The organism is Pandoraea sp. (assembly GCF_041919235.1).
GTDB lineage: Bacteria > Pseudomonadota > Gammaproteobacteria > Burkholderiales > Burkholderiaceae > Pandoraea.
This window is the reverse complement of sequence record NZ_JAYRUC010000015.1, coordinates 107338-131272: the sequence shown is the minus strand read 5'-3', so window position 1 is coordinate 131272 and position 23935 is coordinate 107338. Positions and strand designations below refer to the sequence as shown.

Annotated in this window: 23 protein-coding genes; 11 read left to right on the top strand and 12 right to left on the bottom strand. The window is 62.5% G+C overall.

Annotation, left to right across the window (positions count from 1 at the left end):
- Positions 1 to 88 precede the first annotated feature (88 nt).
- The 4 genes from ACE3UG_RS13950 to ACE3UG_RS13935 all read left to right on the top strand — a co-directional run bounded on the left by ACE3UG_RS13950 (position 89) and on the right by ACE3UG_RS13935 (position 4642).
- Entirely contained in the window at positions 89 to 994 is a 906-nt protein-coding gene (locus ACE3UG_RS13950) for a polysaccharide deacetylase family protein (protein WP_374624803.1), read from the top strand.
- A 58-nt stretch (positions 995 to 1052) separates the two neighbouring features.
- Complete coding sequence (locus ACE3UG_RS13945; RefSeq protein WP_374624801.1) at positions 1053 to 1514, top strand: peroxiredoxin; 462 nt, start codon at positions 1053 to 1055, stop codon at positions 1512 to 1514.
- A 332-nt stretch (positions 1515 to 1846) separates the two neighbouring features.
- Positions 1847 to 3595: a PhoH family protein gene (locus tag ACE3UG_RS13940; protein WP_374624799.1), complete on the top strand. Its 1749-nt coding sequence runs from the start codon at positions 1847 to 1849 to the stop codon at positions 3593 to 3595.
- Positions 3596 to 3802: 207 nt separating this feature from the next.
- The gene (locus tag ACE3UG_RS13935; RefSeq protein ID WP_374624797.1) at positions 3803 to 4642 is read left to right on the top strand and encodes an NlpC/P60 family protein; all 840 of its coding nucleotides are present in this window, start codon (positions 3803 to 3805) and stop codon (positions 4640 to 4642) included.
- A 3-nt stretch (positions 4643 to 4645) separates the two neighbouring features.
- Here the strand turns inward: ACE3UG_RS13935 and ACE3UG_RS13930 are convergent, their stop codons facing one another.
- From ACE3UG_RS13930 to ACE3UG_RS13890, 9 genes are all read right to left on the bottom strand, one after another.
- Entirely contained in the window at positions 4646 to 4912 is a 267-nt protein-coding gene (locus ACE3UG_RS13930; RefSeq protein ID WP_374624795.1) for a cupin domain-containing protein, read from the bottom strand.
- 366 nt (positions 4913 to 5278) lie between these two features.
- A complete protein-coding gene (locus ACE3UG_RS13925; RefSeq protein WP_374624793.1) occupies positions 5279 to 6289 on the bottom strand; it encodes an anion permease in 1011 nt (336 codons plus the stop codon).
- Positions 6290 to 6302: 13 nt separating this feature from the next.
- On the bottom strand, positions 6303 to 6929 hold the full coding sequence (locus tag ACE3UG_RS13920; protein ID WP_374624791.1) for a DUF47 domain-containing protein: 627 nt from the start codon (positions 6927 to 6929) through the stop codon (positions 6303 to 6305).
- Positions 6930 to 7043: 114 nt separating this feature from the next.
- Positions 7044 to 8411, bottom strand: coding sequence for a replicative DNA helicase (locus ACE3UG_RS13915; RefSeq protein ID WP_374624829.1), 1368 nt, complete (start codon positions 8409 to 8411; stop codon positions 7044 to 7046).
- Between the two features lie 311 nt (positions 8412 to 8722).
- Complete coding sequence (gene rplI / locus ACE3UG_RS13910) at positions 8723 to 9175, bottom strand: 50S ribosomal protein L9 (protein ID WP_374624789.1); 453 nt, start codon at positions 9173 to 9175, stop codon at positions 8723 to 8725.
- Positions 9176 to 9202: 27 nt separating this feature from the next.
- A complete protein-coding gene (rpsR, locus tag ACE3UG_RS13905; protein WP_039372005.1) occupies positions 9203 to 9484 on the bottom strand; it encodes a 30S ribosomal protein S18 in 282 nt (93 codons plus the stop codon).
- Between the two features lie 2 nt (positions 9485 to 9486).
- A complete protein-coding gene (gene priB / locus ACE3UG_RS13900) occupies positions 9487 to 9789 on the bottom strand; it encodes a primosomal replication protein N (protein WP_374624786.1) in 303 nt (100 codons plus the stop codon).
- A gap of 46 nt (positions 9790 to 9835) precedes the next feature.
- Positions 9836 to 10213, bottom strand: coding sequence for a 30S ribosomal protein S6 (gene rpsF / locus ACE3UG_RS13895; RefSeq protein ID WP_017232290.1), 378 nt, complete (start codon positions 10211 to 10213; stop codon positions 9836 to 9838).
- A 162-nt stretch (positions 10214 to 10375) separates the two neighbouring features.
- Positions 10376 to 11287, bottom strand: a complete 912-nt coding sequence (locus ACE3UG_RS13890) for a LysR substrate-binding domain-containing protein (protein ID WP_374624784.1) — start codon at positions 11285 to 11287, stop codon at positions 10376 to 10378.
- A gap of 121 nt (positions 11288 to 11408) precedes the next feature.
- Between ACE3UG_RS13890 and gcl the strand changes: the two genes are divergently transcribed.
- The 3 genes from gcl (at position 11409) to glxR (ending at position 15252) form a co-directional block, all read left to right on the top strand.
- A complete protein-coding gene (gcl, locus tag ACE3UG_RS13885) occupies positions 11409 to 13175 on the top strand; it encodes a glyoxylate carboligase (RefSeq protein WP_374624782.1) in 1767 nt (588 codons plus the stop codon).
- A 157-nt stretch (positions 13176 to 13332) separates the two neighbouring features.
- The gene (gene hyi / locus ACE3UG_RS13880) at positions 13333 to 14124 is read left to right on the top strand and encodes a hydroxypyruvate isomerase (RefSeq protein ID WP_374624780.1); all 792 of its coding nucleotides are present in this window, start codon (positions 13333 to 13335) and stop codon (positions 14122 to 14124) included.
- A gap of 225 nt (positions 14125 to 14349) precedes the next feature.
- A complete protein-coding gene (gene glxR / locus ACE3UG_RS13875) occupies positions 14350 to 15252 on the top strand; it encodes a 2-hydroxy-3-oxopropionate reductase (protein WP_374624778.1) in 903 nt (300 codons plus the stop codon).
- Between the two features lie 346 nt (positions 15253 to 15598).
- On the opposite strand, the gene ACE3UG_RS13870 is transcribed toward glxR, so the two are convergent.
- Positions 15599 to 16639 (bottom strand): asparaginase, encoded by a 1041-nt coding sequence (locus ACE3UG_RS13870; RefSeq protein WP_374624776.1) that lies wholly within the window; start codon positions 16637 to 16639, stop codon positions 15599 to 15601.
- Positions 16640 to 17001: 362 nt separating this feature from the next.
- Here ACE3UG_RS13870 and lexA point away from each other — a divergent pair, with 362 nt between their 5' ends.
- Positions 17002 to 17655 carry a transcriptional repressor LexA gene (gene lexA / locus ACE3UG_RS13865; RefSeq protein ID WP_374624774.1) on the top strand — a complete coding sequence of 218 codons (654 nt, stop codon included), beginning with the start codon at positions 17002 to 17004 and terminating at the stop codon, positions 17653 to 17655.
- 180 nt (positions 17656 to 17835) lie between these two features.
- Entirely contained in the window at positions 17836 to 18300 is a 465-nt protein-coding gene (locus tag ACE3UG_RS13860) for a hypothetical protein (protein ID WP_374624772.1), read from the top strand.
- Positions 18301 to 18341: 41 nt separating this feature from the next.
- Here the strand turns inward: ACE3UG_RS13860 and ACE3UG_RS13855 are convergent, their stop codons facing one another.
- Together ACE3UG_RS13855 and typA are read right to left on the bottom strand one after the other, a co-directional pair.
- Positions 18342 to 19454 carry an enoyl-CoA hydratase/isomerase family protein gene (locus ACE3UG_RS13855; RefSeq protein WP_374624770.1) on the bottom strand — a complete coding sequence of 371 codons (1113 nt, stop codon included), beginning with the start codon at positions 19452 to 19454 and terminating at the stop codon, positions 18342 to 18344.
- Between the two features lie 213 nt (positions 19455 to 19667).
- Complete coding sequence (gene typA / locus ACE3UG_RS13850) at positions 19668 to 21488, bottom strand: translational GTPase TypA (RefSeq protein ID WP_374624768.1); 1821 nt, start codon at positions 21486 to 21488, stop codon at positions 19668 to 19670.
- A 294-nt stretch (positions 21489 to 21782) separates the two neighbouring features.
- Here typA and ACE3UG_RS13845 point away from each other — a divergent pair, with 294 nt between their 5' ends.
- Positions 21783 to 22292 (top strand): MarR family winged helix-turn-helix transcriptional regulator, encoded by a 510-nt coding sequence (locus ACE3UG_RS13845; RefSeq protein WP_374624766.1) that lies wholly within the window; start codon positions 21783 to 21785, stop codon positions 22290 to 22292.
- Positions 22293 to 22410: 118 nt separating this feature from the next.
- Positions 22411 to 23928: an efflux transporter outer membrane subunit gene (locus ACE3UG_RS13840; RefSeq protein WP_374624764.1), complete on the top strand. Its 1518-nt coding sequence runs from the start codon at positions 22411 to 22413 to the stop codon at positions 23926 to 23928.
- Positions 23929 to 23935 lie beyond the last annotated feature (7 nt).

Below are 23935 nucleotides of genomic sequence, written 5' to 3'. Positions count from 1 at the left end.
TCGGCGCATCGGGCGTTTTCGACTCGGTGCCAGGATTCCAAATTGGGGGCCGCACCCGCTGGACGCGGCACCTCGCACAAGGGCGACTATGGCCAAGATTGTTCTGAAAATCGACGTGGACACCCTGCGCGGCACGCGCGAAGGGGTGCCCAACCTGCTCGCGGCACTGGCCGAGCATGAGGCCCGCGCGACGTTCCTGTTCAGCCTCGGGCCGGACCACACCGGCTGGGCACTCAAGCGCGTGTTCCGTCCGGGCTTTCTGAAGAAGGTCTCGCGCACGTCGGTGGTGGAACACTACGGCTTCAAGACGCTCATGTACGGCACGCTGCTCCCCGGCCCGGACATCGGACGGCGCGCGGCCAACGTCATGCGCACCGTGCAGAACGCCGGCCACGAGACCGGCATTCACACGTGGGACCACACGTATTGGCAAGACAACGTGCGCACGCGCGACGCCGCCTGGACGCAGCAGCAGATGTCGCAAGCCTTCACACGCTTCACGCAGGTCTTCGGTGCGCCGCCGCTCACGCATGGGGCGGCCGGCTGGCAGATGAACGCGCATGCGTTTCGGCAGATCGATGCCTGGGGCATGAAGTATGCGTCGGACGGGCGCGGTACGGCCCCGCATTATCCGATTGTCGATGGCGTGCGCCTGCAGCATGTGCAGATGCCGACGACGCTGCCCACGGTCGATGAGCTGCTGGGAATCGACGGTCGCGATATCAACGGCGTGGCCGAGCATCTGCTTGCCCTGACCCGTGATCCGGCGCAAGATCACGTGTTCACGCTTCACGCAGAACTCGAAGGTCAGAAGCTTGCCCCGCTGTTTCGTCAATTGCTGGCCGGATGGCGCCGCCAGGGGCATGCCCTGGTGACGATGGGCCAGTACTACGAGACGCTCGATCTCGCCACGCTGCCGGCACATCCCGTCGTGTGGGGCGAAATTCCGGGCCGCTCCGGCGATCTGATTCTCGAGGGTCAGGCCGCGGCCTGATCTTGCTTTGGACCCACTTCCCCGTTCCGGCCTCGCGAGGCCACCCAAGGAGACCCTAGTGACGGTAGCCATCGACACCCCCGTGCCCGATTTCACCGCACCGGCCACCGGCGGCGATTTTTCGCTCAAGGCGCATCGCGGCCAGAAGGTGGTGATCTACTTTTACCCGAAAGACAACACCCCCGGCTGCACCACGGAAGGCATGAACTTCCGCGACAGCTACGACCAGTTCCAGGCCGCCGGCGCGCAAATCGTCGGCGTGTCGCGTGACAGCCTGCGCTCGCACGAAAACTTCCAGACGAAGCTCGGACTGCCCTTTCCGCTGATTTCGGATGGTGACGAAGCCGTCTGTCAGTTGTTCGGTGTCATCAAGTTGAAAAAACTCTATGGCAAGGAACATCTGGGGATCGAACGCAGCACGTTCCTGATCGATGAAAAGGGGGTGTTGCGCAAGGCGTGGCGCGGCGTGCGCGTCCCCGAACACGTGGCCGAAGTGCTGAGCGCCGTACAGGCGCTCTGACCACCGGCCGGCATGCGCGGTGCCACGCGCCGAGAGGCGCCGGGCATCGGCCATGCATCGGCGCGAGCGCGCTCCGACCAGGTGTTGCGCGAGCACCGAAAGCGGCCGCCGAGGCGAATATTCGACGCTATACAAGTACGGCAAGAGACGCTATAGTCGGCCGTAATGATGAAGCGCATTGAACGAGACAATTGCAGGCGTCGCCACGGCGGCGCCTTCAGCCAAGCCGCCTCTCCGGTGCGTCCGGGCAGGCGGCTTTTTTGTTGCCGGGACGTGTTGTGCCGCTGTCTGTCCCGGCCGAGTTGTGTTGTGTTTTCTTGAACGGGAAATCTATGCCATTGCCATCGGCGCCGACCAAACCGGGCACGCTGCTTGCCCCGGAACAATTCCCCACTCGCCTCAAACCTTCGCGCACGGAGGCCAAGAAACCGATCCCCTCATCTGAACAACACGCACTGGGCGAGACCTCCGGTGCGGCTGGCGTTACTGCCGGCGCCGCTGAATTGAAGGTCGTTCCCAAGAACCCACCGGCGACGCAGACCGCACCGCAGCCGTCGCCGTCGGCACGTTCGCCCCAGGCACCCTCGCCGGCCGACTCGGCCGGCGCGACACCGTCGCTGAAAGCCGTGAAGCCATCGGCGACGGGCTCGGGCTCCAGACGTAGCCGCAACAAGGATACGGAACCCGCCAAGCTCTTCGTGCTCGACACAAACGTGCTCATGCACGACCCGAGCAGCCTGTTCCGCTTCGAAGAGCACGACGTCTATCTCCCGATGATGACGTTGGAGGAACTCGACAACCACAAGAAGGGCATGTCGGAAGTGGCGCGCAATGCGCGTCAGGTGAGCCGCACGCTCGACGGCCTGGTCGCGGAAAGCGGCACGCAGTCGATGGCCGAGGGCATTCCTCTGTCACGGCTCGGCAACAAGGACGCCACGGGTCGCCTGTACTTCCAGACCGACCTGCCCGATGTGCCCCCGCTCGACGGGCTGCCGCAAGGCAAGGCCGACAATCAGATTCTTGGCGTCGTGCGGGCCTTGCAGGACAAGTTCCGCGATCGTCAGGTCGTGCTGGTGTCGAAGGACATCAACATGCGCGTCAAGGCGCATGCGCTCGGCCTGCCTGCGGAAGACTACTTCAACGACAAGGTGCTCGAGGATAGCGACCTGCTTTACTCGGGTGTCATGTCCCTGCCGCCGGACTTCTGGACCAAGCACGGCAAGGGCATGGAAAGCTGGCAGGACAACCGTACCGGCACCACGTTCTATCGCATTACCGGGCCGCTCTGCCCGAGCTTCCTCATCAACCAGTTCGTCTTTCTGGAGACGAACAACGGCGAGGCCCCCTTCTACGCGCAGGTGCGTGAGATCAACGGCAAGACGGCGCTGCTGCAGACGCTGCGCGATTATGGGCACCACAAGAACAATGTGTGGGGCATCACGGCGCGCAACCGCGAGCAGAACTTCGCGTTGAATCTGCTGATGAGTCCCGAAGTAGACTTCATCACGCTGCTCGGCCAGGCCGGTACCGGCAAGACGCTGCTCGCACTCGCCGCCGGTCTGGCGCAAACGCTCGACGAGAAGCGCTACAACGAGATCATCATCACGCGCGCGACGGTGCCCGTCGGTGAGGATATCGGCTTCCTGCCGGGCACCGAGGAAGAGAAGATGCAGCCCTGGATGGGCGCATTCGACGACAACCTCGAAGTGTTGCAGAAGACCGACGACTCTGCCGGCGAATGGGGTCGCGCGGCCACGCAAGAACTGATTCGCTCTCGACTCAAGGTCAAGAGCATGAACTTCATGCGCGGTCGTACGTTCGTGAACAAGTTCGTCATCATCGACGAGGCGCAGAACCTTACGCCAAAGCAGATGAAGACGCTCGTCACGCGCGCGGGCCCCGGCACCAAGCTGATCTGTCTCGGCAACATCGCGCAGATCGACACGCCGTACCTGACCGAAGGCAGTTCAGGCCTTACCTACGTGGTGGATCGCTTCAAGGGCTGGGGCCATAGCGGACACGTCACACTCGCGCGCGGCGAACGCTCGCGACTGGCGGACTACGCAGCGGAGATTCTCTGACCTTAGAAGTCAGCAGCACGCACGGCCATGCTCGCTGAAACGGCGCCTTCGGGCGCCGTTTTTTCTTGCCCCGTCGCCCCGCCCAGTGCGGCGCACCGATGACGAATCGCCTCGAAATCAGGCGATTTGTGACGTCAATGCCACAAATCATGCGCATTTCGGCAGTTTTGCGATGCGCTCGTCCAACAGGCGTCGTAAACTCGGCGCATGCGATTCCAGCGCCCGCTCAGCACTTCTCGCTTTCTTTCTCGCCATGTGACTCGGTCCGTGGCACGGCGCAGCGCGTTGTGGCGTTGCGCGAGTGCGTTGACGCTCACGTTGCTGGTCGCGGCATGCTCGTCCGGTCCGGCGATCCGACACGGCAGCACAGCGAACTTTGGCCATCGGACGATGGGGCCGGAGCGCAGCGCCGGTCAGGAGGAAATCACGCTCGAGGCGATGAGCCTCGTTGGCATTCCTTACCGCTACGGCGGCAATACCCCGGATTCCGGTTTCGATTGCAGCGGCCTGGTGCGCTATGTCGTGGCCCGCGCCGCGGGCGTGAATCTGCCGCGCACGACGGCCGACATGAGCGGTGTCGGCACTCCGCTGGCGCGCGACGACCTCGCCTCGGGCGATCTCATCTTCTTCAACACGACGGGACGAGCCCACTCGCATGTGGGCATCTACGTGGGCCAGGGACAATTCGTCCACGCACCGAACACCGGCGGCACGGTACGCCTGGAGAGTCTCTACATTCCGTATTGGGCACGTCGGATCGATGGCGTACGACGCGTAGCGGCTAACAAGGCGCCGGCGGGCAACACAACGTACGTCAACCGGTCGGCGCCGGCCGACCTCGCCCAGACGCCTGCCGCCGCAACACCCCTGCCCGGCGTGCCCGTGGCGACGACGAACATGGCGCCGAATCGGCCGCTCACGGCCGCGACGCCCTCCCCCATGGACATCGCGCCGCAGGTGCCAGCACGGAGTCGTACCGCCACGCTCGCCGCCCCGCCCTCGCAGGACGACGATCCAATTGCTCGCTTCGCCAACAGCGCAATGTAACGATCACTTCCGGCCGACGAGGTATCGCACGCCCTCCGGGCCATAGCGCTCGGCGTGCGCTTCGTTGGCGCGCAGATGGAAAACATCGCCCTCGCGATACACGCGCTCGTTGCCTTCCACACGAATAGCGATCTCCCCGGACAGAATCAACGCCTTCGCTTCGAAGGGATGCGTATGCGTGTCGACGAGGTTTCCCGCCGCTCTCGTCACCGTCAGCAGGTCTGTAAAACCGTCGCGGGCCAGCGCTCGCTCGAAGTCGTCACGTTGCATACGCTCGGCGTGTAGGCAATGCGCAGTCATGCTCAGCGCAAATGCGCGAGCAACGTCGCAGCGCCGCCGAGATTGATCGTCACGCCTAGAAGCGTGCTCACCGGGCGACTGCGCAGACAACGATGGAACAGTGCGTTCATATTGGCCTCCGACAATGGGTTCGATTGAATACCATCGGGAGAGCATAGTGAATGGCAGTCGCCGATTGAAATTGATTCTCGCAATGAACGCGATTGGGGGCGTCGTTGCCGCCACCCTGGCCGAAGCCCGGTGCTAAAACGCAAAAAAGCGGCCGAAGCCGCTTTCTTGTCTTTCCGAGCGGGCAACGCGCCGTCATTCATCTGACGGCCTGCCGCCGAAAAGCCCTCACAGGATCTGCTTGCCGACCCACCAGGCGATGGCCGAGATGAAGGCCGAGGCCGGAATGGTCAACACCCATGCCCAGACAATGTTGCCGGCCACGCCCCAGCGCACGGCAGAAAGCTTCCGCGTTGCGCCGACGCCGACGATGGCCCCGGTGATCGTGTGCGTCGTCGAGACCGGCACGCCGAGCCACGAGGCGAAGAACAGCGTGAACGCGCCACCGGTTTCGGCGCAGAAGCCACCGACCGGCTTGAGTTTGGTGATCTTCTGGCCCATTGTGCGCACAATGCGCCAGCCGCCGAACATGGTGCCCAGCCCGATCGCCAGATAGCAGCCTACGATCACCCACAAGGGCGGCTCCGCCGCTTCCTGCGGCCACATACCCGCGGCAATCAACAGCATCCAGATGATACCGATGGTCTTCTGTGCGTCGTTACCGCCATGCCCCAGGCTGTACATTCCGGCCGAGACCAGTTGCAAGCGCCGGAACCAGCGGTCCACGCGCGCGGGCGGCGTGCGGAAAAACAGCCAGGACACCAACAGCATGAAGAACGATCCGAGCACGAATCCAAGCAGCGGCGAGATGAAAATGAACGCCACCGTTTGCAGCAGGCCGCTCGCGATGAGTGAGCCCGTACCCGCCTTGGCGACCGCCGCGCCGACCAGACCGCCGATCAGTGCGTGCGACGAACTCGAGGGAATGCCGTAGTACCAGGTGATCACGTTCCACGCGATGGCCCCGACGAGTGCGCCGAAGATCACGTAGTGATCGACGATCTCGGGGTGAACCGTGCCCTTGCCCACCGTCGCCGCGACTTTCAGGTGAAAGACGAAGAGCGCGATGACGTTGAACATGGCGGCGAAAGCCACCGCCTGATGCGGCTTGAGCACGCCCGTCGAGACCACCGTGGCGATGGAGTTGGCGGCGTCGTGAAAGCCGTTCATGAAGTCGAACAGGAGGGCCAGTACGACCAATAATCCAACCAGCCAGAGGCTGATGTGCAGCGTTGCCATCGAAAGTCTCCGCTCAGGCGTTTTCCAGCACAATGCCTTCGATGATGTTGGCAACGTCCTCACACTTATCGGTTACCGATTCGAGCAATTCGGACACCGCCTTCTGCTTGATCAGCTCCTTCACATCGGATTCTTCACGGAACAGCTTCGACAGCGATGCGCGCAGCAAGCGGTCGGCATCCGATTCGAGACCGTCGATTTCCTCGCAGAGCTTCAGAATCTCGCGGGCACGATCCATGTCGTTGAGCAGCGCCACGGTGCTTTGCACGCGCTCACAGCACTTCACGCAGATTTCACCCAGCGTGCGCGCCTCGGCCGGCACGCTCTTGACGTCGTACATCCACACGGCCGTTGCCACGTCTTCCATCAGATCCAGGATGTCATCCATCGTGCTGATCAGCTTATGGATCTCGTCACGATCGAAGGGCGTGATGAACGTCTTGTGCATCAGGTCGATGGTCTCGTGCGTGATGCGATCCGCCTTTTTCTCGTTGTTCTGCACGGCAACGGTACGTGCCTCGGCATTGGGCAGATCGTTGAGCATGGCAGACAGCTCGCGGCTACCTGCCACCATGCACGCCGCGTGCTGGTTGAACAGCTCAAAGAACTTGCCCTCGGTGGGCATGAAGCGACCGAACATTATTGGAAAACTCCGGATATGAATAGGGGACGGGTTGACACAAAAACGTCACATTCTACCTCGTTGCGGGCGTGCGTCACTGCACACCCGTACGATTGGGTGGAAATCGATGCGTCAGTATTGAGGGCCGGCCAGATTGTCGAACTTCGTATAGGCCCCGATAAACGCGAGACGCACCTGGCCAATCGGACCGTTACGCTGCTTGGCGATGATGATCTCGGCGGTGCCCTTGTCAGGCGTATCCGGGTTGTACACTTCGTCGCGATAGATGAACAGAATGATGTCGGCATCCTGTTCGATAGCACCCGATTCACGCAAATCGGACATGACCGGGCGCTTGTTCGGGCGCTGCTCAAGGCTGCGGTTGAGCTGCGAGAGCGCGATCACCGGCACGTTCAGCTCTTTGGCGAGCCCCTTGAGTGAGCGTGATATTTCGGAAATTTCGGTCGCGCGGTTCTCACCGTGGCCCGAACCGCTCATGAGCTGAAGGTAATCGATGATGATCAACCCGAGCTTGCCGCACTGGCGCGCCAGACGACGCGCCCGCGCGCGCAGCTCCATCGGATTGAGCGCAGGCGTCTCGTCGACGAAAAGCTGCGTCTCGTTCATCTTCTGCATGGCATGCGTGAGCTTCGGCCAGTCTTCGTCGACCAGCTTGCCGGTCCGCAGACGATGCTGATCGAGACGCCCCACCGAACCCAGCATACGCATGGCCAACTGTGTCCCCGGCATTTCCATCGAGAACACGGCGACGGGCAACCCCTCTTCCACGGCAATATGCTCGCCGATATTCATCGAGAAGGTCGTTTTACCCATCGACGGACGTCCGGCCACGATAATCAAATCGCCACCGTTGAACCCTGACGTCATGCGATCCAGGTCGACGAACCCCGTCGGAATTCCGGTGATGTCGCTGCCGCCCTCGCGGTGGTAGAGCTCGTCGATGCGCTCGACCACCTGCGTGAGCAGCGGCTGGAGCTCAAGGAAGCCGTTCGTGCTGCGCGAGCCTTCCTCGGCGATCGCGAAGACCTTCGCCTCCGCCTCGTCGAGCATTTGACGCACTTCCTTGCCCTGAGGATTGAAGGCATCGGAAGCGATCTCGTCGGCGACGGTCACGAGCTTGCGCAATACCGCGCGGTCACGCACGATTTCCGCGTAACGGCGAATGTTCGCAGCGCTCGGTGTGTTCTGCGCCAGGGCGTTCAGATACGCCAGCCCGCCCACGTCTTCGGCCTTGCCGGCGGAAGTGAGCGACTCGAAAACGGTGATCACGTCGGCAGGACGGTCGCTGGCGATCAGCCGGCCGATGTGCTGATAGATCAGCCGGTGGTCGTAGCGGTAGAAGTCCGATTCGGACAGAAAATCGCCGATCCGATCCCAGGCACCATTGTCGAGCAGCAGCCCGCCGAGCACGGATTGCTCCGCCTCGATGGAGTGCGGCGGCACTTTGAGAGAATCGAGTTGGGGATCGGGCGCGTTCATGCCCGGCATTATACCGTTCCCGCGATCACGGTCCGTCCCGGCAAAATCCCGCTTGCGCGACGATTTGTCCGAACGCGGTTGGTTCAGCAGTTTCCCTGGAGGCAGCATAAGGTGGAGCTATCGAACGAGACGAACGTGGAAGGAAGCGCGCAACCGGAGGCGGTTGGCAAGGATCGGCGCATGACGGGCAGCCGGAACATCCAGCGGCCAACATAACAGAACGGAGCAGAACGAACAGATATAAAAAAACGGAAGCCGGCGAACCGACTTCCGTTTTTTATTCGCGTCGGGAAGTCGACGCGGATACGGCCTTAGGCGTGCTCGCCCAGCACCGACACGTTCACGTCGACCACGACGTCCGTGTGCAGCGCCACTTGAACCGCGAAGTCACCCACGGTCTTGAGCGGGCCATTCGGCAGACGCACTTGCATCTTCTCGACCTTGAAGCCTTGGGTGCCCAGGGCTTCGGCGATGTCGAAGTTGGTGACCGAACCGAACAGACGACCGTCAACGCCGGCCTTCTGCGAGATTTGCACGGTCAGACCCGACAGCTTCTCGCCTTCGGCTTGCGCCGCAGCCAGCTTGTCGCCAGCCGCCTTTTCCAGATCGGCGCGACGGACTTCGAACTCGGCGATCGCGTCCTTGGTGGCGCGGCGAGCCTTCTTGGTCGGGATCAGGAAGTTACGTGCAAAACCGTCCTTGACCTTCACGATGTCGCCCAGATTGCCCAGGTTGACGACCTTTTCCAGCAGAATCACTTGCATTATCTATTCTCCTTCGTCGACTGGCGATTAAGCACCGTGCAGATCGGTGTACGGCATCAGCGCCAGGAAACGCGCGCGCTTGATGGCCGTATCGAGCTGGCGCTGATAGTGCGCCTTGGTGCCCGTCAGGCGAGCCGGGGTGATCTTGCCGTTGTCGCCGATGAAGTCCTTCAGCGTTTCGACATCCTTGTAATCGATCTGCTCGACACCGGCAACGGTGAAGCGGCAGAACTTCTTGCGCTTGAACAGCGGGTTTTGCTGTTGGCGGCGGCGATCAAACTTCTTGTTTTTACCGTTAGGACGCGGCATGTTCAACAATCCTTTTCAAATGCTTGCAATGCTGTGATGTGAAACACCAGAGTGCGGCTATTGCGATGCTTTTTAGCCAGAAACCCTGCCCACTGGGCTGGTTTCTCGAGTCCCAACGCCATGACCTTGGCACTGAGGGGACCGATCGCAACCGCTGGCAACGAGAACTCGACCTGACGGGCCACGCCCGCCTCTTCGGCAGTTCCCGCGTGGGCCAGCGTCACATCGATCACGGGAAGCCCGGCTGGGGTATAGCGCAGCGTGCCGATCTCGACGATGCTGGCTTCGAGCCGTAAGCGATTCACGCGGTCGACGGTTCCGTTGACACTCCGATGCGTTCCGGTGCGCTAATTACGAAGCAGCAGCTTCGGTCGCGGGCGTCGCGGCAGCCTTCTTGGCTTCTTCGCGAGCCACTTCCTTCATCATCGGCGACGGCGCGGTCTCGGCCTTCTTCATGCGAACCACGAGGTGGCGCAGAACGGCGTCGTTGAACTTGAATGCGTGCTCCAACTCGTCCAGGGTTTCCTGGTCGCACTCGATGTTCATGCAGACGTAGTGGGCCTTGGCCAGCTTCTCGATCATGTAGGCCAGTTGACGGCGGCCCCAGTCTTCGATGCGATGGATTTGACCTGCCTTGGCCGTCACCATGCTCTTGTAGCGCTCGATCATCGCAGGCACTTGCTCGCTCTGATCGGGGTGAACGATAAATACGATTTCATAATGACGCATATAAGCTCCTTATGGACAAAGCCGCCTGGGCGTCAGAACCAGTGCAGCAAGGTTGCAGAACCCGCGATTCTAGCGGATTTCCTGTCGATCATCAACTCCCCTCCCATCGGGGCTGTCCGGCGCATGCTCCGGTAGCCGTTGCCAGTATCTGCCGCGCCGCGCTCAGCCGTTCTCCAGCCAATAGTTCGGGCGCGCGTAGATCTGGCGCAACTGCTCGATGAAGAGCCGCACCCGCGCGGGCTGGAAGCGCTGCTGGGGGTAGACGGCCAGAATGTCGTAATCGGGTAGCGCGTACTCGTCGAGCACCGTTTCCAACTCGCCGGAGAGCAACTCACGCTGGATCTCCCAGGTCGAGCGCCAGCCCAGCCCCAGCCCCTCCAGCGCCCAGCGGTGCAGCAGTTCACCGTCGTTGCAATCCAGGCTACCCGCCACGCGAATGGTCACAAGCTTGCCTTGCCGCTTGAAGTACCACCCCCGCTGTTGGCCGCCTTGCAGGTTGAACGCGAGGCAATTGTGCCTGGCCAGGTCTTCGAGCGTCTTCGGGCGACCGTGCCGCGCAAAATACGCCGGGGTGCCGCACACCACGCGCCGGTTCTGGGCGAGTTTGACGGCCACGAAATTCGGGTCGACGGAGCCGCCGATACGAATACCCATGTCGTACCCTTCGCGCACAAGGTCGACCACGCGGTCGGTGAGGTTGAACGAAATCTGGACCTCCGGGTGCAGCCGCAGGAACGCCGGGGCATGCGGCGCCACGTGCTTTCGCCCGAACGCCGCCGGGGCCGACACGATCAGGTGCCCCGAGACGGCGTGACGTCCGGCGCTGATCTCGTTCTCTGCCATCTCCCAGTCACCGAGCAACTGTTTGCAGCGCTCCAGAAATGCGCCTCCCTCTTCCGAGAGCGCGAGCCGGCGCGTCGAGCGGTACATGAGCTTGATGCCGAGGCGCTTTTCAAGGGCGTCGATACGTCGCCCCAGAATCACCGGCGAGACCCCCTCCTTGAGCGCAGCCGCGGCCAGACTGCCCGCTTCGGCCACCTGCACAAAGGTCTCGATCTGTTTGTAACGGTCCATCGCGCCTCCATTCGATACTTTTTGTTCTTAAAAAAACGATCTTTTGTGATCTTATCAAACAAATCGTACCGGCTTAAAGTGACCTCCAAGATCATTACCTATTACCCATTGGAGGAGTCACATGGCCAAGATGACCGCCGTAGAGGCCGCCGTGCGCGTGCTGGAGAAGGAAGGCATCACCACGGCGTTCGGCGTGCCCGGCGCTGCCATCAACCCGTTCTATTCGGCGTTGCGCAAGGCCGGTAGCGTCGAGCACGTGCTTGCACGCCACGTCGAGGGCGCGTCTCACATGGCCGAAGGTTACACCCGTGCAGAGGCCGGCAATATCGGTGTATGTATCGGCACCTCGGGCCCGGCGGGAACCGACATGATTACCGGTCTGTACTCCGCATGGGCCGATTCGATCCCGATCCTGTGCATCACGGGCCAGGCCCCGCGCGCCCGTCTGTACAAGGAAGACTTCCAGGCCGTCGACATCGAGTCGATCGCCAAGCCCGTCACCAAGTGGGCCGTGACCGTGCGCGAGCCTGCACTCGTGCCGCGCGTGTTCCAGCAGGCGTTCCATCTGATGCGCTCGGGCCGTCCGGGTCCGGTGCTCATCGATCTGCCGTTCGACGTGCAGGTTGCCGAGATCGAGTTCGATCCGCAGACGTACGAACCGCTGCCGGCGTACAAGCCTGCGGCCACGCGCGCCCAGATCGAGAAAGCGATCGAGATGCTGGTCGCATCGGAGCGCCCGCTGATCGTCTCGGGTGGCGGCGTGATCAATGCCGACGCCGCCGATCTGCTCGTCGAGTTCGCCGAAACGGTGAACGTGCCGGTTGTGCCCACGCTCATGGGCTGGGGCACCATCGCCGACGACCATCCGCTCATGGCTGGCATGGTCGGCCTGCAGACGTCGCACCGCTTCGGCAACGCGACCATGCTGGCCTCGGATTTCGTGATGGGCATCGGCAACCGCTGGGCCAACCGCCATACGGGTAGCGTCGATGTGTTCACCAAGGGCCGCAAGTTCGTGCACGTCGACATCGAGCCGACGCAAATTGGCCGCGTATTCGGCCCGGACTACGGCATCGTGTCCGACGCCAAGGCAGCCCTCACGCAGTTCGTGGAAGTTGCCAAGGGGCTCAAGGCTGCGGGCCGTCTGCCGGATCGTTCGCAATGGGTCGCCGATTGCCAGAAGCGCAAGCGCACGATGCTGCGCCGCACGGACTTCGACCAGGTGCCGATCAAGCCGCAGCGCGTGTATCAGGAAATGAACGCGTTCTTCGGCCGCGACGTGCGCTACGTCTCGACCATCGGTCTGTCGCAGATCGCCGCCGCGCAGTTCCTGCACGTGAACAAGCCGCGTCACTGGATCAACTGCGGCCAGGCGGGCCCGCTGGGTTGGACGGTGCCGGCGGCCATCGGCGCGAAGGTGGCCTCGCCGTCGTCGGACGTCGTGGCCATCTCGGGCGACTACGACTTCCAGTTCATGATCGAAGAGCTGGCGGTAGCGGCGCAATTCAAGGTGCCGTACATCCATGTGGTCGTGAACAACTCGTATCTGGGCCTGATCCGTCAGGCGCAGCGCAACTTCGACATGGACTACTGCGTGCAGCTCGCGTTCGAGAACGTGAACTCACCTGAGGTGAACGGGTACGGCGTCGATCACGTGAAGGTCGCCGAGGGCCTTGGCGTGAAGGCGATCCGCGTGTTCCAGCCGAACGACATCCAGCCCGCGTTCGCGCAGGCGCGCAAGCTGATGGCCGAGTTCTCCGTGCCGGTGATCGTCGAAGTGATTCTCGAGCGCGTGACCAACATCGCGATGGGCACCGAGATCAACAACGTCAACGAGTTCGAAGACATCATCGACGTTGTGGAAGAGCACAACGCAGTGACGGCCTGATTCATCACTGCACTACGGTTTGCGGGGCGCGCGCGTCCCCTGCGCGCTCGGCTAGACCCCGTGTCCCGCCCAAGCGCGCGCCCCGCAACCAGGCAGCACCCTTGCATCGAAATCGTCGAAACCACCCCCTGAGAAAAGAGAAAGAGGAGTCAGCGCAATGCCGAAATTTGCCGCCAATCTGACCATGCTGTTCAACGAGGTGCCGTTCCTCGACCGCTTCAAGGCGGCCGCCGCGGCGGGCTTTCGCGGCGTGGAGTTTCTGTTCCCGTATGCGTTTCATCGCGACCAGATCGCCGACAAGCTCAACCAATACCAGCTCGACCTCGTGCTGCACAACCTGCCTGCCGGCAACTGGGAAGCGGGCGAGCGCGGCATTGCCATCTTCCCCGAACGCGAGGCCGAATTCCGCGACGGCGTGGGCGAAGCCATCACGTATGCCAAAGCGCTGGGCGTGAAGCAATTGAACTGCCTCGTGGGCAAGCAGGGTGCCGATCTGTCGACGCAAGTCGCCCGCGACACGCTCGTGGGCAACCTGCGCTTCGCCGCCGACGCCCTCAAGGCCGAAGGCATCCGCCTGCTGGTCGAGCCGATCAACACGTACGACATTCCAGGCTTCTTCGTGAATCGTACGAAGCAGGCGCTGGAAATCTTCGACGCCGTCGGCTCGGACAACCTGTTCCTGCAGTACGACATCTATCACATGCAGCGCATGGAAGGCGAACTCGCCAAGACCATCGAGACGAATCTCGCGCGCATCGCGCATGTGCAACTGGCGGACAACCCGGGCCGCAATGAGCCGGGTACGGGCGAAATCAATTACGCCTACCTGTTCGCGTTCCTCGACCGCATTGGCTACAACGGCTGGATCGGGTGCGAGTACAAACCGGCCACCACCACGACCGATGGCCTCGGCTGGTTCAAGGCGGCGGGCTTGCGCGAAGCCGCGTAACCGCTAATTCACCCCCGCTCCCCGCGCGCGGCGCCTCCCCCGGCGGCGTGCGCACGAAACAAAGGCACACCGGCCGGACGCGGTGCGCCGGCCAACCGGGTTTCGACGAGGAAGGGCCCCGCCGGCCGCATGCAGGGGGCATGCGGCCGGAGCACGGGGGACGCGAGAGCGCGGAAGCACGGCACCGCCCCGCTCGTCTGACCGTTGGCGACAACACTTCAAACTTTGGCAACAAGGAGTCTCGAAATGGCACAACTCGGTTTCATTGGTCTTGGCATCATGGGCGCGCCGATGGCGAAGCATCTGCAGAACGCCGGTCACAAGCTGTTCCTGTATGAGCGCCGCACGCCGCCGCAAGATCTGATCGACGGTCAAGCCACGGTCTGCACGTCGGCCAAGGAAGTCGCCAAGCGTGCCGACATCGTCTTCGTGATGGTGCCGGATACCCCTGACGTGGGCGCGGTGCTGTTCGGTCAGGACGGTCTGGCCGAAGGCCTCTCGGCGGGCAAGATCGTCGTCGACATGAGCTCCATCTCGCCGATCGAAACAAAGGAATACGCGAAGAAGATCAAGGCGCTGGGCGCCGAATACCTCGATGCGCCGGTCTCGGGCGGCGAAGTCGGTGCGAAGGCTGCCTCGCTGTCGATCATGGTGGGCGGTTCGCAAGCTGCGTTCGACGATGTGAAGCCGTTCTTCGAACTCATGGGCAAGAACATCACGCTCGTGGGCGAGAGCGGTGCGGGCCAGACCTGCAAGGTCGCCAATCAGATCGTGGTCGCGCTGACGATCGAAGCCGTGGGCGAGGCCCTGCTGTTCGCGTCGAAGGCAGGTGCCGATCCGGCGAAAGTGCGCGAAGCACTGATGGGTGGCTTCGCGTCGTCGCGCATTCTCGAAGTACACGGCGAGCGTATGGTGAAGCGCAACTTCGAACCGGGCTTCCGCATCGCCCTGCATCAGAAGGATCTGAACCTGGCGCTGCAAAGCGCGAAGGCGCTCGGCGTTTCGCTGCCGAACACGGCCACGTGCCAGGAGCTGTTCAACGCCTGTGCCGCCAACGGTGGCGCCGCGTGGGATCACTCGGGCATGGTGCGCGCGCTGGAAATGCTCGCCAATCATACCGTGGCGTAATTCACCGATCCGATCGGTAACGCCAGGCCATCAGGGAGAGACGGCGGACGTTGGCGAATGCCGGGCTGCAAGGTCCGGTATCCACCTGCCGCCCCCCTCCGGACACACGCCACGGTCGGCTCCGCTGCATGCCCGAACGGCCGACCCTTACGGGGTAGTTCGCGAGAAGACGAAGGAAGCGGCTGTCAACGCCGTGAGCAGGAAGATGGAAGGAACTGCAGCAGGTTCCGCAGAGAACGGGCGCAGACGTAAGCGACACCACTACGCCTCGCCGAGCGTCACGGCGCAAGTCGATCAAACGAGCGACTTGCGCCGTATTTTTTTGTCCCTTCCGAAAGGGGGGACGTCAATACTCGGCAAACAGACTCTGCATGCGCTCGCGCGGCACGCCTGCCTGCAAGGCCAGCATCAGCAACACGCGCGCCTTGAAAGGGTGCAGGTTGCCGGCACTCACGAAGCCGTACTGATCGTCGGGCGCCGCGCCGTTGTGCATCACGTGGCCACTGCCCACGCGCGATGCACGCACGACCGTCACGCCGCGCTGAACGGCGTCGGCCAACGCCTGTTGCAGCAGCGAATGCAGCGAGCCATTGCCCGTGCCCGCCACCACAATGCCCTGCACGCCCGCTTCAACCAGCGCATCGACCGCGATACGCGACACGCCCGCGTAGCTCGACACGACTTCCACGGCCGGCAACTCGCCCGAGAGTCCGACGAACTCGCTCTCGACGGTGTGGTACTGCAACGCCGCACGCTGATACGCAACGCGCTCATCCTGCACCCAGCCGAGTACACCGATCTCCGGGGAGTGAAACGCGTCGACCTTGTACGTGCTCGTCTTGACGACATCGCGCGCGCTGTGAATCTGGTTGTTGAGGGCAACCATCACGCCGCGTCCAGCCGAAATCGGGTCGGTCGCCACGCGCACAGCGTTAAGCAGATTGAGCGGTCCGTCCGCAGAGAGCGCCGTCGCCGGTCGCATCGCCGCCGTCAGCACGACCGGCTTGCGACTGTTGACTGTGAGATGCAGGTAATACGCCGTTTCTTCCAGCGTATCTGTACCGTGCGTAATGACCGCACCGGCCACATCGGGCTGCGAGAGCAAGGCATTGACGCGTGCGGCCAGCTTCTGCCAGAGCGCCACGTTGATGTCCTTACTATCGATCTGCGCGACCTGTTCCGCGTGGATGTGCGCAACGCTACCCAGCGCCGGAACGGCCGCAAGCAGATCCTGAACGCCAAGCGCCCCGGCCTGGTAAGCGGAGGTGCGCGTCGCGTCGGCCGCGCTGCCCGCGATCGTGCCGCCCGTGGCGAGCAGCGCGATGCGCGGCAACTCGCCCGAGGACACGGTGTAATGAGGAATCGGGTTGAATGAAGGCAAAGTCATGCCACCGATTGTATCTAATACTGCTCGGCTTCCCAATTGCTGAAAGTATCGATCCCGGCGCAGCCGGCGAGATCGTGGACATGCCACGCCCAAATGACGCAAGCGCGCAAGCGTGCCGAACAAGGCGCTCAGTTCAAACACGCTCTCGAGCCGAAGCACGGTGGGCTCCCGCCATCGGATATCTCCAGACATCGATCGGAACGCCCGCTCAAACGAGCACTGGCCGAACACCGGCGCGGCGAAATGGGTCACAAGCAATCCCCGGCACAGCGAGAACTTCGCGCTTGACATGAAGTTTTCCCTTGCCTTTTTTTAAACACTGTACAAAAATACAGCCACCTGTGCTTCCATACAGTGATCCCATGATCAAACTTACCGCACGTCAACAGCAGGTCTACGAACTGATCCGACAAGCGATCGAGCGCTCCGGCTTTCCGCCCACACGCGCAGAGATCGCGGCCGAACTCGGCTTCTCCTCCGCCAATGCTGCGGAGGAGCACCTGCGGGCGCTGGCGCGCAAAGGGGTGATCGAACTGGCCGCCGGTCAATCGCGCGGCATCCGTCTCAAGCGTCTGGACGAAGCTGGCGGAGCGCATCAGTTCACGTTGCCCCATATGGGGCTGATGCAACTGTCGCTGCCGCTCGTCGGGCGCGTGGCTGCCGGTAGCCCGATCCTTGCGCAGGAACATATTGAACGCAACTTCCAATGCGATCCGAACATGTTCGCGCGCCAACCCGACTACCTGCTGAAGGTGCGCGGAATGTCGATGCGCGACGCAGGCATTCTCGATGGCGATCTGCTGGCCGTACAGAAGGCCGCCGATGCGCGCGAGGGCCAGATCGTCGTGGCGCGAATCGGCGACGATGTGACCGTCAAACGTTTTCACCGTGTGCCGGGGGGCGTCGAACTGATTGCGGAGAACCCGGACTTCGAGAACATCGATGTCAACGAAGGTAGCGGTGACTTTGCGCTGGAGGGGATTGCGGTCGGCTTGATCCGCAATAACGATCTCTAGGCGCGCCCTCGGGGATTGCGACTCGCGAGTGCATTCATCGCGCAGTCCCTGACGTTCTGAACATTTGCATTTCCGACTGCGCCGGGCTCGGTCCGGCGCCTGTGCCCTGCTTCGCCCGCGATTTGAGAAATACGTGGCAGGACGCGTCCCTCTGACCGGCATTGGAGAAAGGATCGCATCATGGCTCGACTCTTTGGTTTGCTGCGTACGTCATTTGGTCAAACGCGTGTCCGGGTGTCGTCGCAGGCACGGCTCTCGGCCGTGTACGGGCTGTCGGCCTTGTCCGGGCCGTTTGCCGCTGCACCGGCGATTGCGCGCTCCTACACCGTGCCTGCGCGAGCGCGCAGCACCGCCCTGCCCCGGACGCTCGCGGCCGCCGTGGCGTTGGCATCGCGTCGCGCGTGCCCCACCGGGAACGCCGTCAAAACATCGCGCAATGTGCGGGCCCTTCAACGGTGCGAAACGCTCGGCAGGCCGGGCAGGCACGCGGGCTACGAGGGCTTCAAGGACCACAAGGACCACGATGTGCGCGATGTGCGCGTGTATCGCGACGTGTCGCACATCGTGATGGTAGGCAGCATGGCCGATATCTGCCGCAAACTCGATCAGGCCGTCGGCGAGCAGTTCTGCCTGGCGGCGGTGTAGGCACTCAGGCAAGCCTGCCGCCGCGTTTCGCGACGACTTACTTACCGTCCGAGTTCGCGCAACGGATTGTCCGCACCAAGACGCTCGCCGTCGAAGAATCGCGCAACGTCAGCAGGCTTTACCGCTTCGATGCTGGCGTGCTGCCATTGCGGCGCGTGATCTTTGTCGACAACCATCGCGCGTATGCCTTCGACACCTTCCGCGCCTGTACGGCCGTCGAGATTAAAGACGCTGCGCATCATCAGCCACTCTTCACGCAACTCGTCTGCCAACGACAGCTTGCGCGCCCGTCGTACCTGCTCCAGCGTGACGCAAACCATCAGCGGCGAACGCTTGGTGCGCAACAGGTCTTCAGTCTCCTGCGCCCAACCGGAATACTCGCAGCGGGCTTCGCGCTTGAGCGACGCCAGGACAGTCGGCATATCCGGCAAGCCGAAATGCCGATCGATCACGTCGCGCAGCGGTGCGAGCTTGCCCGCGGTCAACCCGGCAGGCGGCAAGCAATCGCGGACAAAGGCCCGCGCAGCATCGAGTACCGCTTCGCTGTTCGACCAAACGCCGTTCGCCAGCAACTCACAAAGCGCAGGCAACGAGCCGCGCGGGACGACCCCGTCGGCCAGACCGATTTCGCACGCATCGACGGCACCAAACACGATGCCAGTCGTGCCAAGGTACTCACCCAGATGGCCCGCAAGATTTGCAAGGAATATTCCGCCACCAACGTCTGGAAACAGGCCGATAGCCGTCTCCGGCATGGCCATTCGCGTGGCCTCGGTGACGATGCGCAGTGCCGCCCCCTGAGAGATTCCCATGCCCCCCCCCATCACCACGCCGTCCATCAACGCAATGTAAGGCTTCGGGTACGTGGCGATCGTGTAGTTGAGCGTGTACTCGTCCGTGAAGAAATCCATGATGTCGGTACGCCCGGCGCTAATGGCCTCATGGAAATGGCGAATATCGCCACCCGCGCACAAACCCTTTTCGCCCTCGCCTTGCAAGACGACACCGAGCACGCTCGGGTCGTCACGCCAAGCATCGAGCGCCGACGCCATCGCACGAATCATGTCGTGCGAGAGGGCATTGAGTGCCTTCGGGCGAGTCAGGGTAATAAAGCCAATGCGGCCACGGATTTCGGTTCGAACAAATTCGGTCATGTCTGGCGTGTGCTTCAGAAACGTCAACGGAACGGACGCGCTAACAGCGCAATCCTCGGGGGCTATCGACAGCATGCGAACGCCGATGCACCGCATTTCAGCGACCGCAACAAAAACAAAAAAGCCGGCGCGAAGCACCGGCTCTTTCTCCAACAGACTGGCGCCGGCGGGCAGCGGAGGGTCATCCGCTACGCCGCTTTGCCATTGCCGGCTTTACTTCTCTTCACGCGAAGCGCGTTTGCGCTCGTGTTCCTTGAGGTAACGCTTGCGCAAACGAATCGTCTGCGGCGTGACTTCGACCAACTCGTCGTCGTCGATGAATTCGACGGCGTATTCGAGGCTCATCGCGATCGGCGGCACCAGACGCACGGCTTCGTCGGTACCCGACGCACGCACGTTCGTGAGTTGCTTGCCCTTGATCGGGTTGACCACGAGGTCGTTATCACGGCTGTGGATACCGATGATCATGCCTTCGTACAGGGCGTCGCCCGGCGACACGAACATGCGGCCGCGATCCTGCAGCTTCCACAGTGCGTAGGCCACCGCAGCACCGTCGTCCTGCGAGATCAGCACGCCATTGCGACGCTCACCCAGCGTACCGTCCTTGAGCGGCGCGTAGGCATCGAAAATGTGGCTCATCAAGCCCGTGCCACGGGTCATCGACAGGAAGTCGCCCTGGAAGCCGATCAGGCCGCGCGCCGGAATGCGGTACTCGAGACGCGTGCGACCACGACCGTCCGACACCATGTCCAGCATTTCGCCCTTGCGACGGCCGATTTCCTCCATGACCGCGCCCTGGTGATCGTCTTCCACGTCGATGGTCAACATTTCGTACGGCTCGTGCTTGACGCCGTCGATTTCCTTGAGCACCACGCGCGGACGCGACACGGCCAGTTCATAGCCTTCGCGACGCATGTTCTCGATGAGAATCGTCAGGTGCAGTTCGCCACGGCCCGACACTTCGAAGATGGAATCTTCATCCGTGTCCTTCACGCGCAGCGCCACGTTGTGATTCAGTTCCTTGTTCAGACGGTCGCGGATCTGACGGCTCGTCACGAACTTGCCTTCACGGCCGGCCAGCGGCGACGTGTTCACGCAGAAGTTCATGGTCAGCGTCGGCTCGTCCACGGTCAGCAGCGGCAAGGCCTCCGGCGTGTCCACGTCGCAAATCGTCGCGCCGATGCCCACGTCTTCGATCCCGTTGATCAGCACGATGTCGCCCGCTTCGGCGCCGTCAGACATCACGCGCTCCAGACCCTGGAACGTCAACACCTGATTGATCTTGCGCTTGAGCACTTCGCCTTCCGGACCGAAACGCATCACCACTTGCTGGCCCGGCTTGATGCGGCCACGCGTGATACGGCCAATACCGATGCGACCGACGAACGTCGAGTAGTCGAGCGAGCTGATTTGCAGTTGCAGCGGCGCGTCGACATCGGCCTCGCGCACCGGAACGTGCTCGAGAATCGCGTCGAACAGCGGGCGCATGGTGCCTTCGCGCGCCTCCGGATCGAGGCTGGCGAAGCCATTCAAGGCCGAGGCATAGACGACCGGGAAGTCGAGTTGCTCGTCGGTGGCGCCCAGCTTGTCCATCAGGTCGAACGTCTGGTTGATCACCCACTCCGGACGTGCGCCCGGACGATCGATCTTGTTGACCACCACGATCGGCTTCAGACCGAGGCCAAGCGCCTTGCGCGTCACGAAGCGGGTTTGCGGCATCGGGCCTTCGACGGCGTCGACGAGCAGCAGCACGCTGTCGACCATCGAAAGCACGCGTTCCACTTCACCGCCGAAGTCCGCGTGTCCGGGTGTGTCGACGATATTGATGTGCGTGCCCTCGTATTCGACGGCGCAATTCTTGGCGAGGATCGTGATGCCGCGCTCTTTTTCGATGTCGTTCGAGTCCATCACGCGTTCAGCGATCTGCTGATTTTCGCGGAAAGTGCCCGACTGGCGCAGCAGTTTGTCGACGAGCGTGGTTTTGCCGTGGTCGACGTGCGCGATGATGGCGATATTACGGAGAGCGCGGGTCATTGAAGAGATGCTCGAAAAAGCCTTTGGAGAATCCGCGATTCTACCACTTGCACGCTACTCACGTCATGGTCTTTCTGCAATGCAGCAACGGCATGCCCTCCTGGATCGACAACCACGCGACATCCGTCGCCGCCTCGCCCCACCCGCTGGGGCATGCACGCCCTTACGCACCGCCTCCAGCGCCTGCCTCCTCAATCCCAGTGAAATAATTGCCTAGTCCACTATTGCATGGCCTTGCATTTAATTAAATAGTCCCTATAATCGTGACTAGTCAACTATTGCAGCAGCACGAAAATGAACGAACCTCCTACCTCCCTTTCCGACACGGTGCCGGCGCCTGCGCCAGACGCGCCGCACAGCGATCCGCCGCGCAATGACTACGACATCGACAATTCCCTCGGGTATCTCGTTGCCCGCGTGCGGCAGTTGATTCTGGCCGAACTGACAAAGGAAACGTCGCAGTACGGCCTGACGAGCACGCAGGCAACCATGCTTTACAAGGTCGCCACGGGCAAGAGCAAGACGGCGGCCGATCTGGCGCGCGATTACTGCATCGACGCGAGCGCTGTCACCCGTCTGCTCGACCGGCTCGAAGCGCAGGGCTTGCTGGTGCGCGAGCGCAGCAAGATGGATCGGCGCACCGTCAATTTGCGCGCAACCGAAGCCGGCAATGCGATGGCGGATCGGATGCCGGATATTTTCGTGCGTGCCGCCGACCATTTGATGGGCGGCTTCACCGTTGAGGAAGTCGGGTTTTTGAAAAGCCTGCTGCGGCGCGTGATTGCCAACGGCGAGGCAGGATGACGGCCAATCGGCGCTCACCCGCGTTAGAAAAGCATGTCGAGTCCACTATTACATGGCCTCGACATTGTGTGATTCCCAATAATAGTCAGTACAAAACATCACTCGTAAAGGTTTTGCGATGAAAGCGGTCTCACCGTTCCTCCCGCGCCTGCGGGCCCGCTCAGCGATTTCCGCCGTATGTTTGGCCGCGCTGACGCTGGGCTTTGCCGGTTGCGCCAACTTCGCCGGCATCCACAGCGACAAGCAGATCAGCACCCCCGACCAGTACGCGACCCAGCGCAGCCTGCCCGCCGAGGGCGGCCAGTGGCCGGGCACCGATTGGGCGCAGCGGTTCGGCGACCCGCAACTCGTCTCGTTGATCGACGAAGCCCTGGCCGGCAACCCCGACCTGGCCATGGCCGCCGCGCGCCTCAAGGCAGCGCAGGCACAGACCGAAGGGGCCGCTGCGGCGCTGCTGCCGTCGGCCGGATTCTCCGGCGATATCTATCGCGAAAAGTTCACCGAAAACACCATCTACCCTCCGGGCTATGGTGGGACATGGTTCACGCAGGGCGACCTCACGGCCTCGTTGGCATGGGAACTCGATCTGTGGGGCAAGAACCGCGCGGCACGGGCACAGGCCACCTCGGCCGAGCGTGCCGAAGCTGCGGACGATCAGGAAGTGCGCCTCGCGCTGGCGACCGCCGTGGCGCGTTCATATAACCAGCTCGCGCAGCAATACGCGCTGCGCGACGTGTTCGAACGCGTCAGCAAACAGCGTCGGACCCTCGGCAATTTGACGGCAGACCGCGTGAGGGCGGGTCTCGACACCCAAGTCGAGCAGAAGCAGGCCGAGAGCAATAGCGCCGATATTCAGACGCAGATCGAACAACTCGATGGTCAGATCCTGCTCACGCGCCATCAACTCGGTGTGTTGCTTGGCAAGGGGCCGGATCGCGGTCTTGAGATTACGCGTCCGAAGCTCGCACAATTGGCAACCCCCGCCCTGCCTGACAATCTGCCGCTCGCCTTGCTCGGACGTCGCCCGGACATCGTCTCGGCACGCTGGGGTGTGGAATCACAGCTCAAAGGCGTGGATGTCGCGAAAGCACGCTTCTATCCGGACGTGAACCTGAACGCTGCGTTCGGTTTCTCCACTTTCGGCCTGGGCAAGCTGATCGATCCGAGCAGTCAGAACATTCAGTACGGTCCGGTGATATCGCTGCCGATCTTCGACGGCGGCCGCTTGCGCGCCAACCTGAAGGGCCAGTACGCGGCGTACGAAAGCGCTGTGGCGAACTACGACTCGACCCTCAACAAAGCGCTCGGCGACATCGCGGATCGCATGTCATCGATCCGCTCGGCCGACAAGCAGATGGTGTCGCAGCGCGTGGCGCAGAACGCCGCGCAGCGTGCCTACGATCTGGCCGTCGACCGGTACCACGCGGGGCTCGCGCCGCAGTTGACCGTGCTCACCGCCGAGTCTTCGCTGCTCGCGCAGGAACAGGCGCGCGTGAACATCGAGGGCGCCCGCCGCGACCAGCAAATCGGCCTGATCAAGGCGCTGGGCGGAGGTTTCGATGCCCAGGCGGCAGGTCTCGTCGTGGGTCAGGAACGCTCGGCCAAGGCCGAAGACAACGCCGTGCAGACCCACTGACCGGCCG

Bases quoted from the DNA above. Each gene is read 5' to 3' on its own strand.
- typA (WP_374624768.1), bottom strand. From the start codon at position 21,488: ATGACCCGCGCTCTCCGTAATATCGCCATCATCGCGCACGTCGACCAC.
- ACE3UG_RS13940 (WP_374624799.1), top strand. From the start codon at position 1,847: ATGCCATTGCCATCGGCGCCGACCAAACCGGGCACGCTGCTTGCCCCG.
- ACE3UG_RS13845 (WP_374624766.1), top strand. From the start codon at position 21,783: ATGAACGAACCTCCTACCTCCCTTTCCGACACGGTGCCGGCGCCTGCG.
- lexA (WP_374624774.1), top strand. From the start codon at position 17,002: ATGATCAAACTTACCGCACGTCAACAGCAGGTCTACGAACTGATCCGA.
- ACE3UG_RS13920 (WP_374624791.1), bottom strand. From the start codon at position 6,929: ATGTTCGGTCGCTTCATGCCCACCGAGGGCAAGTTCTTTGAGCTGTTC.
- ACE3UG_RS13935 (WP_374624797.1), top strand. From the start codon at position 3,803: ATGCGATTCCAGCGCCCGCTCAGCACTTCTCGCTTTCTTTCTCGCCAT.
- ACE3UG_RS13890 (WP_374624784.1), bottom strand. From the start codon at position 11,287: ATGGACCGTTACAAACAGATCGAGACCTTTGTGCAGGTGGCCGAAGCG.
- ACE3UG_RS13870 (WP_374624776.1), bottom strand. From the start codon at position 16,639: ATGACTTTGCCTTCATTCAACCCGATTCCTCATTACACCGTGTCCTCG.
- rpsR (WP_039372005.1), bottom strand. From the start codon at position 9,484: ATGCCGCGTCCTAACGGTAAAAACAAGAAGTTTGATCGCCGCCGCCAA.
- gcl (WP_374624782.1), top strand. From the start codon at position 11,409: ATGGCCAAGATGACCGCCGTAGAGGCCGCCGTGCGCGTGCTGGAGAAG.
- ACE3UG_RS13915 (WP_374624829.1), bottom strand. From the start codon at position 8,411: ATGAACGCGCCCGATCCCCAACTCGATTCTCTCAAAGTGCCGCCGCAC.
- rplI (WP_374624789.1), bottom strand. From the start codon at position 9,175: ATGCAAGTGATTCTGCTGGAAAAGGTCGTCAACCTGGGCAATCTGGGC.
- ACE3UG_RS13930 (WP_374624795.1), bottom strand. From the start codon at position 4,912: ATGCAACGTGACGACTTCGAGCGAGCGCTGGCCCGCGACGGTTTTACA.
- ACE3UG_RS13950 (WP_374624803.1), top strand. From the start codon at position 89: ATGGCCAAGATTGTTCTGAAAATCGACGTGGACACCCTGCGCGGCACG.
- ACE3UG_RS13855 (WP_374624770.1), bottom strand. From the start codon at position 19,454: ATGACCGAATTTGTTCGAACCGAAATCCGTGGCCGCATTGGCTTTATT.
- ACE3UG_RS13840 (WP_374624764.1), top strand. From the start codon at position 22,411: ATGAAAGCGGTCTCACCGTTCCTCCCGCGCCTGCGGGCCCGCTCAGCG.
- ACE3UG_RS13860 (WP_374624772.1), top strand. From the start codon at position 17,836: ATGGCTCGACTCTTTGGTTTGCTGCGTACGTCATTTGGTCAAACGCGT.
- ACE3UG_RS13925 (WP_374624793.1), bottom strand. From the start codon at position 6,289: ATGGCAACGCTGCACATCAGCCTCTGGCTGGTTGGATTATTGGTCGTA.
- hyi (WP_374624780.1), top strand. From the start codon at position 13,333: ATGCCGAAATTTGCCGCCAATCTGACCATGCTGTTCAACGAGGTGCCG.
- rpsF (WP_017232290.1), bottom strand. From the start codon at position 10,213: ATGCGTCATTATGAAATCGTATTTATCGTTCACCCCGATCAGAGCGAG.